Annotated in this window: 9 protein-coding genes; 2 read left to right on the top strand and 7 right to left on the bottom strand. The window is 65.7% G+C overall.

From position 1 onward, the window contains the following. Positions 1-89 precede the first annotated feature (89 nt). From BLS50_RS33020 to BLS50_RS33010, 3 genes are all read right to left on the bottom strand, one after another. Positions 90-1,031 carry an amino acid ABC transporter substrate-binding protein gene (locus BLS50_RS33020; protein ID WP_074808017.1) on the bottom strand — a complete coding sequence of 314 codons (942 nt, stop codon included), beginning with the start codon at positions 1,029-1,031 and terminating at the stop codon, positions 90-92. Between the two features lie 13 nt (positions 1,032-1,044). Next, positions 1,045-2,352, bottom strand: coding sequence for a dicarboxylate/amino acid:cation symporter (locus tag BLS50_RS33015; RefSeq protein ID WP_074808014.1), 1,308 nt, complete (start codon positions 2,350-2,352; stop codon positions 1,045-1,047). A 314-nt stretch (positions 2,353-2,666) separates the two neighbouring features. Beyond that, positions 2,667-3,584: a LysR family transcriptional regulator gene (locus tag BLS50_RS33010; RefSeq protein WP_027809824.1), complete on the bottom strand. Its 918-nt coding sequence runs from the start codon at positions 3,582-3,584 to the stop codon at positions 2,667-2,669. Positions 3,585-3,760: 176 nt separating this feature from the next. Here BLS50_RS33010 and gltP point away from each other — a divergent pair, with 176 nt between their 5' ends. After that, positions 3,761-5,089 carry a glutamate/aspartate:proton symporter GltP gene (gene gltP / locus BLS50_RS33005; RefSeq protein ID WP_027808392.1) on the top strand — a complete coding sequence of 443 codons (1,329 nt, stop codon included), beginning with the start codon at positions 3,761-3,763 and terminating at the stop codon, positions 5,087-5,089. A 53-nt stretch (positions 5,090-5,142) separates the two neighbouring features. Next, positions 5,143-6,402 (top strand): aminotransferase class V-fold PLP-dependent enzyme, encoded by a 1,260-nt coding sequence (locus BLS50_RS33000; RefSeq protein WP_074808720.1) that lies wholly within the window; start codon positions 5,143-5,145, stop codon positions 6,400-6,402. A 53-nt stretch (positions 6,403-6,455) separates the two neighbouring features. Here the strand turns inward: BLS50_RS33000 and BLS50_RS32995 are convergent, their stop codons facing one another. From BLS50_RS32995 to BLS50_RS32980, 4 genes are all read right to left on the bottom strand, one after another. Beyond that, the gene (locus tag BLS50_RS32995; protein WP_074808011.1) at positions 6,456-7,190 is read right to left on the bottom strand and encodes an ABC transporter substrate-binding protein; all 735 of its coding nucleotides are present in this window, start codon (positions 7,188-7,190) and stop codon (positions 6,456-6,458) included. A 370-nt stretch (positions 7,191-7,560) separates the two neighbouring features. Continuing rightward, positions 7,561-8,988 carry an efflux transporter outer membrane subunit gene (locus BLS50_RS32990; protein WP_074808008.1) on the bottom strand — a complete coding sequence of 476 codons (1,428 nt, stop codon included), beginning with the start codon at positions 8,986-8,988 and terminating at the stop codon, positions 7,561-7,563. After that, a complete protein-coding gene (locus BLS50_RS32985; protein ID WP_074808005.1) occupies positions 8,985-12,182 on the bottom strand; it encodes an efflux RND transporter permease subunit in 3,198 nt (1,065 codons plus the stop codon). The genes BLS50_RS32990 and BLS50_RS32985 overlap by 4 nt, the downstream gene beginning before the upstream one ends. Before the next feature lie 12 nt (positions 12,183-12,194). After that, entirely contained in the window at positions 12,195-13,451 is a 1,257-nt protein-coding gene (locus BLS50_RS32980; RefSeq protein WP_074808002.1) for an efflux RND transporter periplasmic adaptor subunit, read from the bottom strand. Between the last annotated feature and the right edge of the window lie 186 nt (positions 13,452-13,637).

Raw genomic sequence — 13,637 nt, 5'->3', positions numbered from 1 at the left:
ACGCGTCGCATCCGGCGAGCGGCCCCGACGCCTGGTGAGGCATCAGGGCCGTTCTCGTTTCGTCCTTCACGCCGACGATGGCGCCGCGCTCAATTCGCGTTGACGCCGATCGCCTCGATGATGGTCTCCAGTTGCGGGCTCATCGGCAGGTTCAGACTCAAGCCGGACGGAAGCGGGCGCAGGAACCAGCGCTTGTACTGACGCGCGATCTCGCCGTCGGCGGCCAATTCCTGGAACGTGCTTTTCACGATCTGCGCGAGTTGCGGATCGTCCTTGCGGAACATGATGCCGTACGGGTCGTAGGATAGAAAATCGCCCACCACGTCGTACTGGCCACCCTTGCTCGCATTCTCGGCGATCAGGCCGTACAGCAGCACGTCGTCCGTCGCGAACGCGTCGGCGCTGCCGTTCGCGACGAGCGCGAAGCCTTGCGCATGGTCCGGCACCACCTGTAGCTGGACCCCGAGCCGGAACTTGTCATTCAGGTCGAGCAGCGCCTTCTCGTTGGTCGTGCCGGCCGTCACCGCGACTTTCTTGCCCGCGAGATCGCGGAACGAGCGGATCGGCGCGCCGCGTTTCACCATCACCTTCGTGCCGGCCACGAAGAAGATCGGCGAGAACGCCACGCGTTTCTGGCGCTCGAGGTTGCTGGTCGTGGAGCCGCATTCCAGATCGACCTTGCCGCTGACCACCGCGTCGATGCGGTTGTCGGACGTGACCGGCACCCAGCGGATCGTCAGGCTCTGGTTGATCGCATCCTCGATCGACGCCACGAGCGCCTTGCACAGCTCGATCGAATAGCCGATCGGCTGGTTGCGCGCATTCAGGTACGAAAACGGGATCGACGCGTCGCGATAGCCGAGCGCGATCGTGCCGCTGCCGCGCACCTTCGCGAGCGTGCCGGTCAGTTGGGCCGGCGCGAACGGCTCGACGCGCGGCGGCGTCGACGGCGCATCGTCCGCACGCGCGGCCGCGCCCGTCGCAAGCAGGCCCGCGAGCGCGAGCGCACGCCAGAATCGCTGCATCTTCATCGCCGGGCCTCCGTCAGACTTCCGTCGGATGTGCGATCGTCGCTTCCTGTTCCGCTTCGATGCGCGCCGCGTTGGCTTCGGCTTCTGCTTCCGGCAGGAGCTGGCCTTCCCATTTCGCGACCACCGCGCTCGCGATCGAATTGCCCACCGCATTGGTGGCCGAGCGGCCCATGTCGAGGAACGTGTCGACGCCGAGAATCAGCAGCAGCCCGGCCTCCGGCAACCCGAACTGGTGCAGCGTGGCCGCGATCACGACGAGCGACGCACGCGGCACGCCGGCCATTCCCTTCGACGTGAGCATCAGTACCAGCAGCATCGTGATCTGCGTGCCGAGCGACAGGTGCATGTTGTACGCCTGCGCGATGAACAGCGACGCGAACGTGCAGTACATCATCGAGCCGTCGAGGTTGAACGAATAGCCCATCGGCATCACGAAACTCGAGATCTTGCGCTTCACGCCGAAGCGGTCGAGCGCGTCGAGGATCTTCGGGTACGCGGCTTCGGAGCTGGCCGTCGCGAACGACAGCATGAACGCTTCCTTGATCAGCACCAGCAACTTGAACACCCGCGGCCCGAGGAACACCAGCCCCGCACACACGAGCAACGCCCAGAGCAGGAACAGGCTGACGTAGAAGTCGCCCATGAACACCGCGAACTTCAGCAGTACCGATAACCCGTTGACCGCGACGGTCGCGGCCATCGCGGCCATCACCGCGAGCGGCGCGAGCTTCATCACGTAGCCGGTGATCTTCAGCATCACGTGCGACAGCTGGTCGATCGCGGCGATGAGGATCTTGCCACGCTCGCCGAGCGCGGCGAGCGCGACGCCGAAGAACATCGAGAACACGACGATCTGCAGGATTTCGTTGTTGCTCATCGCCTCGGCGAACGACCTCGGCACCATGTGGCCGACGAAGTCCTTCAGCGTGAATTTGGATGTCGCGAGGTTCGCGGAGGCGCCGATGTCCGGCAGCGGCAGGCCGAGATTGTCACCGGGCCGCAGCAGGTTCGCCATCAGCAGCCCGAGCAGCAGCGAGACCAGCGACGCGGTGATGAACCACGTGATCGATTTCGCGAATACGCGCCCGACCGAGGCCGCGTCGCCCATGTGTGCGATGCCGACGACCAGCGTGGAGAAGACGAGCGGCCCGATCACCATCTTGATCAGACGCAGGAACACGTCGGAGACGAGCGAGATGTATCCGGCGACTTCGGCGGCGGCCTTCTTGTCCGGAAAGCTCGTGAAGACCATGTAGCCGATCGCGATGCCTGCCGCCATCGCGACCAGGATCCAGACGGCTGCAGCATTCTTTTTTCGCATCGTAAGCCTCCCATGCAGCGGTTTCGCAATCGGGGATGGAAGGACGATACAGGACCAGAATCGCGCTGAACAGTGCAACCGGGTTCGGGTTTGCGCTAGCGCCGGATCATGGCCGATGGGGCGACGGTGATGGCGGGGGTGGCGCTGCGTGCCCGTGCGCCGGCGCAACCGGGTGAGGATTGGTGCGACGCAGCACGTTGCCTGTTCGACGGACGCCGGATGGCGGAAACTTGCGCCGCGCCATTTCGCCCGTCCGTGTCCTGCGCCATCGACGATGTTGCGGTGCCGGGATGCCGCGCCACCGTGAACAGGCGCTAGTCGTGCGCCCGCGGGTCCAGCAGGCTCGTGCTGAAATCGCACGCTTGCTCCGCGAGCCGGACGATCTCGGCGGTCAGCGATTGAGCGCGTTCGGCCCGGTGCAGCGCGACGTAGCGAACCGGCGGCAGCGCCGGCTGCGTGCGCACGATCTCCAGCGCGTCGCAAGCGACGAGGTGCGCGACGCACGCCTTCGGCAGATAGCTGATGCCCAGGCCCGACAGCGTCAGGCCGATCTGCGCGAGCAGGCTGTTGCTCGACAGCACGCGCTGAGTCGCGACGCCGTGTTCCTGCAGAAAGCGCGTGTACAGATGCCCGGTGCCCGACAGATTCCCCTGCAGGATCAGCGGAAACCGTGCGATCTCCGTCAACGCAAGGGCGGCCCGGGACGTCGGCATGAATCCGGCCGCGCACATCCACGCGTTGTCGACCTCGCCGACCACCGTCGCCGTGAACGCGTCCGTCGCATGAATCTGCGGGACCACGATCAGATCGATCGTGTCGGCCGCGAGCCGGTCGCGCAGCGTCGCGGTCAGGTCCACCTCGGCCTCCACGTGCACGCGCGGATAGGCGGCCTGGATCGCCGCGATCAGGCGCGGCAGCCACGTCAGCGCGGTCAGTTCGGTCACGCCGATCCGGACATGCCGCACCAGCGCTTCCTTCGAACTCATCCGCTCGACCACGCGGTCGCGCTGTTCGAGCAATGCCTTCGCATGGTCGAACAGCTCCGCGCCCTTGTCGGTGAGCCGCGCGCTGCGATGCGCGCGATCGAACACGGTGAGGTCGAACGCGCGTTCGAGCTCCTGGATGCGCTTCGATACGGCCGACTGCGTCGTGTTCAGGCGCGTCGCGGCCGCGTCGAACGAGCCGAGCTGCACGATCCAGTACAGCGCTTCCATCTGCTTGAACGTCAGCATCGCGTGTCACTCGATAGATGAATAAAAGCGATATGTTCTCATGTCAAAAAATCGCTTTTTTTACATATTTAGGCTGTTTAAGGTGCTCCCGTTGCGTCGCCTGGCGAGTGCGTTCATCAGAAAACGCGCCGCATCGCACCCAGCGTTCAATCGAACCCCCATTCTCTGGAGATTGCATGGACACCGTCATCGACTCCCCGCCCGTCGTCGGCGCGGCCCGCAAGCCGCGCGTCGGGCTCGCGTGGCAGATCCTCATCGGCCTCGTCATCGGCATCGCGACCGGGCTCGTGCTGAACCGGTTTCCGCAACTGCGCGACACGGCCGTGTCCGGGTTGCTGCAGCCGGCCGGCGACATCTTCATCAAGCTGGTGCGGATGATCGTCGTGCCGATCGTATTCACGAGCATGGTGATCGGCATCGCCGGTGTGGGCGACGGCAAGTCGCTCGGACGCCTCGGCATCAAGACGCTGCTCTATTTCGAGGTGATCACGACGATCGCGATCGTGCTCGGGCTCGTGATCGGCAACGTGTTGCAGCCGGGCGTCGGCACCGACATGTCGCAACTCGGGCACACCGACATTTCCCGTTACCAGCAGACCACGCAACAGGTGCAGCAGGCGCACCACGGGCTGATGGCGCTGGTGCTCGGCATCATCCCGGACAACATCGTCGCGTCGATGGCCAAGGGCGACCTGCTGCCGGTGATCTTTTTCTCGCTGCTGTTCGGGCTCGGGCTGCAGTCGGTGCCGGAAGAACATCGCAAGCCGGTGCTCGCGATGCTCAAGGGCGTCGCCGACGCGATGTTCAAGGTGACGAACATGGTGATGCGCTATGCGCCGGTCGGCGTGTGCGCGCTGATCGCGGTGACCGTTTCAAGTTTCGGCTTCGGATCGCTGCTGCCGCTGCTGAAACTCGTCGCCGTCACTTACTTCGCGATCCTGCTGTTCGCGATCGCCGTGCTCGGCGTGACCGCGCGGCTGTTCGGGTTCCGCATCCTGACGCTGCTGCGCGTGATCAAGGACGAACTGATCATCGCGTTCTCGACCTGCAGTTCGGCGACCGTGCTGCCGCAACTGATGAAGAAGATGGAGGACTACGGCGTGCCGAAGAGCATCACGACGTTCGTGGTGCCGACCGGCTACACGTTCAACCTCGACGGCGCGTCGATCTATCTCGGCATCGGCACGCTGTTCGTCGCGCAGCTGTATGGCGTGCACCTCGGCTGGCAGCAGCAGGTGCTGCTGACGCTGACCATGGTCGTCACGTCGAAGGGCGCCGCCGGCGTGCCGGGCTTCATGTTCGTGATCATGCTCGCGACGCTCGCGAGCGCGGGATTGCCGCTCGAAGGGCTCGCGTTCATTGCCGGCGTCGACCGGATCATGGACATGGGCCGCACCGCGCTGAACGTCGTCGGCAACGCGCTGGCGCCGCTCGTCATCGCGAAATGGGAAGGCCGGTACGACGCGGAAAAGGGCCGCGCGTACGTCGAATCGCTGCGCGGCTGAACGCTGCCATGCACGCATCGCACAACATTCCGAAGCAAACAGGAGCATCGAAGATGAGCAGTCCCCGTGGCGCACTTTTTCCCGACGCGTTGATGCAGCAGATCAAGTCGCGCTTTCATCACGTCGATCGCGACGTCGACGGCCGCGAGCGGTTGTTCTTCGACAACGCGGGCGGGTCGTTCCGGTTGAAGGCGGCAGTCGACGCGTACGCGCGGGTCGATGCACTGCCCGATTGCCCGGAGCGTATCCATGCGCGGGCGCTCGATCTGCAGGCGATCCAGTCGCGCGGCGAGGACGACGTTCGCACGATCCTGAACGCGCAGGGCGGCACCGTGTATGCGTCGCTGACCGCATCGGGCGCGATGTTCGACATGGTGCGCGCGATCATGGAGAACGTGCCGGGCACCAACGCGGTGACGACCATGCTCGAGCATCCATCGTCCTACGATGCAATGACGGTTTACGCGGAACGGACCGGCAAGACGCTGCGCATCGCGCCGAGCAATCCTGAGACCGGCGGCGTGGACGTCGACGCGATCGTGGCGCTGGTTGACGCCGATACCGCGCTGCTCAGCGTGATGGCGGCGTCGAACATCTCCGGTGCGAAATTCGACATCGAGACGATCGTCGCGCGGGCGAGAGAGAAGAAGCCCGACCTGTTCATCGTCGTCGACGCGGTCCAGCATGCGCCGCACGGGGTCATCGACCTAGAGCGCACGCCGGTCGACGGGATCAACTTCGCGCCGTACAAGTTTTTCGGATGCCGCGGCTCGGGCATGTCGTGGCTGTCGCCGCGTGCGGCCGCGCTGCCGCATCATCGGCTCGCCGCGAAGGAGAACGGCGTATGGGAACTCGGCAGCCCGGCACCCGCGCAATTTGCGGTCGTATCGTCGATTGTCGATTACGTGGCGTGGATCGGCCGGTATTTCACCGATTCCGACGACCGGCGCACGCTGTTCGTCGAGGGTATGCACCGGATCGAGCTGCATGAACGCGCGCTGCTCGCCGCGTTGCTCGACGGCTTGCGCGCGATCGACGGCGTCGAGGTCTATTGGGATCATGCCGACCTGACGCAGCGCGACCTGATCGTCGGGATCGGCTTCGCGCATCTCGAACCGACTCAAGCGGTGCGGGAATACGAGAAGCACGGTGTGATCGTCTACGAGCGCGTTGCGTCGAGCCTGTACTCGGGCCGGATGCTGAAATCGTTCGGGCTCGCCGGCGCGGTGCGGATCTCGCCGCTCCATTGTCATGCGCCGGACGATATCGCACGATTCCTCGCGATCACCGAAGCGCTCGCGGTACAGCGCTGATCGGCGACACGGCCCGATTGGCCGGGCCGTACCGGTTTCGGCGCGGTTGTCGATCAGCCCGCCGGTGCGACCGATGCGCCCGTGATGCCGTGCCGGCGCAGCGAATCGGCGACGAAGCCCGACGCCTTCATGTCCTCGACGAACGCGGCCAGTACCGCGGCGGCCGCATCGCCGCGACTCTTCGGTACGCCCATCGCCTGCCGGATCACCATGAAGCGCTCGTCGAGCAGGCGCAGGCCGGGCGTTTTCGCGGCGTCGGTTTCGAGCTGCTGCTTCACGCCGGCCGCCACTTCCAGCCGCTGTTCGACGAACGTCGGCACGACGGCTTGCGACGTCGGCGCACGCACGATCTGCGCGGCTTTCAGTTCGCGGGTGAGGAACAGGTCGTACGCGCTGCCCTTGCCGACGGCCACGCGGTTGTGCGGCTGGTCGACGTCCGCGTTGGTGCGGATCGGCGATGCATCCGGCACGAGATAGAAGCCTTCGATCAGCACGTACGGCGCGGTGAACGCGACCGTTTCGCCGCGCAGCGGATCGACCGCGAAGAAGCCGAAATCGGCGCGCTCGTCGGTCAGCGCCTGCACCGATTTGCCGGCGGCGTCGAACACGACCAGTTCCAGGTCGGCCGACAGGCGCTCGGCGAAGGCACGGGCGAGGTCGATCGATACGCCGAACGGTTCGCCCGTTGTCGGGTCGCGGTTCGCGAGGATGGGGTTGCCGAGGTTGATCGATGCGCGAAGCTTGCCGGTGGGCGTGAAGGCGGAGACGACAGCAGGAGCGATGGGCATGAGTGGACTCGCGGGAGGCGTAGGGTCGGTCGGGCGACGGGCTGTGCGACAGCGCGTCGATGCCGAGCTTATCACCTGGGCGTTGGACGGAGCGTGTCGCCCGGCGTGCCGGTGCGTTCGGGCCGGGGGCGCACCGTGGCGACGGGGCGGCGCGCGATAGAGCGGGAGACGCCGCGCCAGCGTCGATGGCGCAGTGCATCGGTGATCGGCGACAGGGTCGGCGACGCCTCCGTACGCTGCTCTTTCGTGAGAACCGCGTGCGATCCGTCGTGCGCACGGCTGTTTCCAGCAGCCCGTCGCGGGGGAACGAAGCATCGATAGCAAGACGCCCGTGATGTGGGAAAGCGCGTCGTTCACGGGCGTACGGAGGCTACCGCTGCGCCACCGCGCTCGTTTCCCGCCAGCCGCCGCCCAGCACCTTGTACAGCGTGATGAGATTGGACTGCTTGGCGAGCATGTCCGTGACCAGTTGCTGTTGCGCGGTGTAGAGCGTGCGCTGCGCGTCGAGCAGGGTCAGGAAGCTGTCGGTGCCGCTGCGGTAGCGTGCCTGCGCGAGGTCGTAGTACTGCTGCGCGGAGTTGACGTAGTCGCGGTCCGCGGCTACCTGGGTGACGTACGTGGTGCGTCCCGCGAGTGCATTCGACACTTCCTTGAACGCCGTCTGGATGGCCTTTTCGTAGTTGGCGATGTCGATGTCCTTCTCGACTTTCGCCACGTCCAGCGTGGCGCGGTTGTAGCCGAAGTCGAAGATGGGCACCGAAATGGACGGCGCAAACGTCCACGCCCCCGTGCCCGCCTTGAACAGGTTCGAGAGGCTGCCGCTCGTGGTGCCCGCGGAAGCCGTCAGCTCGATCTTCGGAAAGAACGCGGCGCGCGCCGCGCCAATGTTGGCGTTGGCGGCCTTCAGCGTGTGCTCGGCTTCGACGATGTCGGGCCGGCGCGCGAGCAGGTCCGACGGCACGCCTTCGCCGATGTCCGCGAACGTGTTCTCGCTTTCCATCAGCGAAGGGCCTTGCGGCAGATCGTCGGGCAGCGGCGCACCGATTTCGGCCACCAGGTTGTTGCGGTCCTGCGCGACCGCACGCGTGTACGAGGCGAGACTCGACCGCGCGCTCGCCAGCGAATTTTCGGCCTGGCGCACGTCCTGCAGCGACGCGCTGCCCATTTTCATCATGCTCACCGTGAGGTCGTAGGTGTGCTGGTCCGCATCCACGGTGTTCTGCGCGATCTGCAACGACGTCTCGTCGGAGAGCAGTTGCAGATAGTCGGTGGCGACGGTCGCGATCAGGCTGATCTGCGTGCTGGTGCGCGCGGCGTCCGTGGCGAGGTACTGCTCCAGCGCCTGACGCTTGAGGCTGCGCAGGCGGCCGAAGAAGTCGATTTCCCACGACGTGAGACCCACGCTCGCGCTGCTCGAACTGTATGCGCTCGTGGAGCCGGCCACGCGTTCGCGCGTGACCGAGCCGGATGCGTTGATGGCCGGTCCGACGTTGGCGCGCGCAATGCGGTACTGCGCTTCGTACTGCGCGACGTTGAGCGCGGCCACGCGCATGTCGCGGTTGTTCGCGAGCGCGAGTTCGATCAGCTTTTGCAGTCGCGGGTCCTTGAAGAAATCGCGCCAGCCGAGGTCGGCTCCCGGCGGTGCCGCAGCCGTGCCCTGCGCGGCCTTCGGCTGCGCCAGCGCGGGCACGGTGGACCAGGTGTCGTCGACCGGTGCGGCGGGCCTTTGGTACGTCGGGTCCAGCGTGCAGCCTGCCAGCACGCCCGTGCAAACAAGGGCGATCAGTGTGCGTTTCATGCGTTGCCCTCGTTGATGTCGGCGGAGTCCGTGGTGTGACCGTGTTCGTTGAACAGTCTGCGCACCACGACGAAGAAGACCGGTACGAAGAAGATGGCGAGCACCGTGGCCGCGATCATGCCGCCCGTCACGCCGGTGCCGATGGCGTGGCGTGCGCCGGCGCCGGCCCCCGTACTGATGACGAGCGGCAGCACGCCGAACACGAACGCGAGCGAAGTCATGAGAATGGGGCGCAGCCGCATGTGGGCGGCTTCGAGTACGGCGTCCACGAGGCTGTGCCCCTGCGCCTGCAGATCCTTCGCGAACTCGACGATCAGGATGGCGTTCTTCGTGGACAGACCGATAGTGGCCAGCAGCCCCACCTTGAAATAGATGTCGTTCGAAAGCCCGCGCCCGTGAGCGGCCAGTAACGCGCCCAGCACACCGAGCGGCACGACGAGCAGCACCGCAAGCGGAATCGACCAGCTTTCGTAGAGGCCCGCAAGGCACAGGAACACGACGACGAGCGAGATCGCATAGAGCACCGTGGCTTGCGAGCCGGCCTGCTTCTCCTGATACGACTGGCCCGTCCATTCCACGGCGAAACCGGGCGGTAGCTTGTGCGCAAGCTGTTCGACTGCCGTCATCGCCTCGCCGGTGCTCACGCCGGGCCGCGTGGCGGCCGACATGCCCGCAGCGAGCTGCCGGTTGTAGCGCTCGATCTGTGGCGGCCCGAACGTCCAGTGGCTCTTGGCGAACGACGAGAAGGGCACCATCGTGGCGTCGTAGCCTGTCGTGCTCGTGGTGGTGCTCGAGGACGACGAGGACGACGAACCCGACGAACTGCTGCCTGCCTTCACATACCAGTCGCCAAGGTCGGCAGGCATCATGCGATACGGCGCGTCCGACTGCACATAGACCTTCTGCACGCGCCCCGTGTCGATGTAGTTGTTCACGTAGGACGAACCGAACGCGGTCTGCAGCGTGTCGTTGACGTCGGAGATGGAAAGCCCCAGCGCGTTGGCTTTTTCGCGGTCGATGTCCACCTGCAGCTGCGGGGTGTCTTCAAGGCCGGACGGGCGCACCATCGCGAGCGTCGGTTCCTTCGACGCCATGCCGAGAAACTGGTTGCGCACCGCGAGCAGCTTGTCGTGGCCTGCGCCGCCGCGGTCTTCTATCTCGAAGTCGAGGCCGCTTTGCGTACCCAGTTCCTGAATGGCGGGCGGATTCAGCACGAAGATGCGCGCGTCGCGATTGCCGGCGAAATGCTGGCTGGCGCGCGCGATGATGGCCGGCGCGCTGTCGCGCGAACCGCGCAGGCTCCAGTCCTTGAGCGTCACGAACGCGATGGCGTTGTTCTGCCCCTGGCCGTTGAAGCTGAAGCCGTTGATGGCGATGACCTGCGTGACGCCCGGCTCGTCTTTCAGCACGTACTGCTCCACGGCCTCCACCGTCTTCAGCGTGCGCGAGGCCGGCGTGCCTGCGGGCGCGCTGATCGACACGATGAAGTAGCCCTGGTCTTCGTCAGGCAGGAACGAGGAGGGCAACGTGACGTAGAGCAGCGCCACGACGCCGGCGATCGCGCCGTAGAGGAGCATGTAACGCGCGGGTCGCGCGACCACGCGTGCGAGCGAGGAACTGTAGCCCGCATTGCTCTTGGCGAACCACCGGTTGAACCAGCCGAAGAAGCCGCGCTTTTCGTGGTGCTCCACGTCGGCGCGCTTGAGCAGCGTGGCGCACAGCGCCGGCGTGAGTGTAAGCGCGAGCATGACCGACAGCAGCATCGCCGAGACGATGGTGATGGAGAACTGCCGGTAGATCGCGCCCGTGGAGCCCGCGAAGAACGCCATCGGAATGAAGACGGCGGTGAGCACGGTGGTCACGCCGACCAGGGCGCCGGTAATCTGCCCCATCGCCTTGTGCGTGGCTTCCTTCGGGCCGAGCTTCTCCTCGCTCATGATGCGCTCGACGTTTTCCACCACCACGATGGCGTCGTCCACGAGCAGGCCGATGGCGAGCACCATCGCGAACATCGAGAGGACGTTGATCGAAAAACCGATCATCGACATCACGCCGAACGTGCCGAGCAGCGCAACGGGCACCACGATGGTCGGAATCAGCGTGGCGCGCACGTTCTGAAGGAACAGGTACATCACGAGGAAGACCAGTACGACCGCTTCGAACAGCGTCTTCACGACCTCTTCGATCGAGATGCGAACGAACGGCGTGGTGTCGTACGGATAACTGATCGCGACGTCCTTCGGCAATTGCAGCTGGATCTCGGCGAGCTTCGCGCGCACGGCATTGGCTGCGTCCAGCGCGTTGGCGCCGGTGGCGAGCTTGATGGCGAGCGCGGATGCCGGCTTGCCGTTCAGACGCGACGAGGTGTCGTAGCTGTCGCCGCCCACCTCCACGCGCGCCACGTCCTTCAGCAGCACGCGCGAGCCGTCGCTGTTCACGCGCAGCAGGATGTCGGCGAACTGGTCGGCGGTCGTCAGCAGACTCGACGAGCGGATGGTCGCGTTGATGGCCTGCGAATCCGTTGCCGGCGAGCCGCCGACCTGCCCCGTGGAAAGCTCGACGTTCTGGTTCGTGATGGCCGTGGTCACGTCGGCGGGCGTGAGTCCGAAGCTGTGCAGCTTCACCGGGTTGAGCCAGATGCGCATCGCGTGCTGCGCGCCGAACAGCGTCACGTCGCCCACGCCGTTCAACTGCGCGAGCGGATCTTCGATCCGGGTCGCGATGATGTTGCCGAGATCCACCGAATTCCAGGTGCCGCCCGGCGACGAGAGCGCGACGATCATGAGGAAGCTCGTCGACGCCTTCGCGACCTGCACCCCTTGCTCCTGCACCGTTTGGGGCAGGGTCGGCGTGGCCTGCGTCACCTTGTTCTGCACCTGCACCTGTGCGATGTCGGGATTCGTGCCGGGATTGAACGTCAGCGTGATGGTGGCCTGCCCGGCGGAACTGCTCGTGGACGACATGTACAGCACGTTGTCGATGCCGCTCAGCTTCTGCTCGATCACCTGGGTCACGGTTGCAGCGACGGTGTCGGCGGAGGCGCCGGGGTAAGTGGCTGTCACCTGCACCGAGGGCGGCGCGATGGTGGGGTACTGCGCGACGGGAAGACTCGTGACCGCCGCCGCGCCCACCAGCATGATGACGATGGCCATGACCCACGCGAGAATGGGACGCTTGATGAAGAACTCTGCCATGCCGTTCTCCGCCTAGCGTTGTGCCGACACGGTCGAGGCCGTGTCCGTCGCGGGTGCCGCGGGTGCCGCGTTCGCCTGCGTCTGCGGCGTATCGGCCGCCACCTTGACCGGCGCGCCCGCATGCACGCTCTGCAGGCCGCTCACGATCACGCGGTCGCCGGTGTGCAGGCCTGAGGTCACGATCCATTGGTCCCGGAATGCGTTGTCGGCCGTGACTTGCACCTGCCGCGCGTTGCCGGCCGCATCCACGACGTAGACGCTCGCCTTGCCGTCTGACGCGCGCGTCACGGCCATCTGCGGTACGAGTATCGCGTTGTCGTTCTCGCCTTCTTCCAGGCTGGCGCGCACGAACATGCCGGGCAGCAATTCGCGTTCGGGGTTCGGGAACGTACTGCGCAGCGTGACCGAACCCGTGGTGGCGTCCACCGTGACGCCGGAGAACTGCAGCGCGCCGGGGTGGGCATATTCGGTACCGTCTTCCATCACGAGCGTGACGGCGGCGCTGTCGCTGCCTGTCTTCTTCAGGCGCCCGGAAGCGAAGGCCTTGCGAAGCCTCAGCCATTCCGTGCTGGGGCGCGTGACGTCGAGGTACATCTGGTCGAACGCCTGGATGGTGGCGAGCACGGTGGTCTGGTTCGAGGTGACGAGCGCGCCTTCTGTCACGGTCGATGCGCCGATGCGTCCGGAAATGGGCGCACGCACGCGCGTGTATTCGAGGTTCACGCGCGCGGATTCGAGCGCTGCCTCGTCGGCCGTGACGTTCGCGGCGTCTTCGCGAACCGCAGCGACGGCATCGTCGTAGTCCTGCTTGCTCACGGCGTTGATCTTCACGAGTTCGGTGAAGCGGTCCGCTTTCGTCCTCGCCGAAGCCAGCGTGGCGCGGGCGTTTTCCAGCGTGCCGCGCGCCTGGTCGTAGGCAGCCTGGTAGGTGGCCGGATCGATCTGGTAGAGCACCTGGCCCGCCTTCACGTCGCCGCCTTCCACGAACAAGCGCTTGAGGATGATGCCGCTCACCTGCGGTCGCACGTCGGAGACCTTCTGCGAGGAAAGGCGGCCGGAGAGTTCGGTGGTTTCGACGATGCGCTGCGGCGCGAGGGAGAGCACGCCTACCTGTGCGGTCTGCGCGGCGGAGCCGCCGGCCGGTACGCCGGTCTGCCTGTTGCAGCCGGCGGTTCCGACTATCGCAAGTATCGAGAGTGTGGCAAACAGCTGGCGCGGCCTGCACGTCATGGGGTGGTGCGCGTGGTTCGGGAGAATGGGCGTCTTCATCTTTGACCTGTTTGGGCATCGCGATGTCGCTCGATGCGAGAACGGGACGGCACCGGACGCTTCAGGGGTACCTCGGCGGTACCGGTGCTGGACAAGGCGTAACGCTACTGATGGCGCATTTTTTTGTGCTTACGGAAACTTACTGTCCAGTGAAGCGCCCCGACAGGGAAAGGAGAATCAGGCTTT

The sequence above is a fragment of the Burkholderia orbicola genome (genome assembly GCF_900100915.1).
GTDB classification, from domain to species: domain Bacteria; phylum Pseudomonadota; class Gammaproteobacteria; order Burkholderiales; family Burkholderiaceae; genus Burkholderia; species Burkholderia orbicola.
The sequence above is the reverse complement of the archived record's forward strand: the minus strand, read 5'-3'. Positions and strand labels throughout refer to the sequence as shown.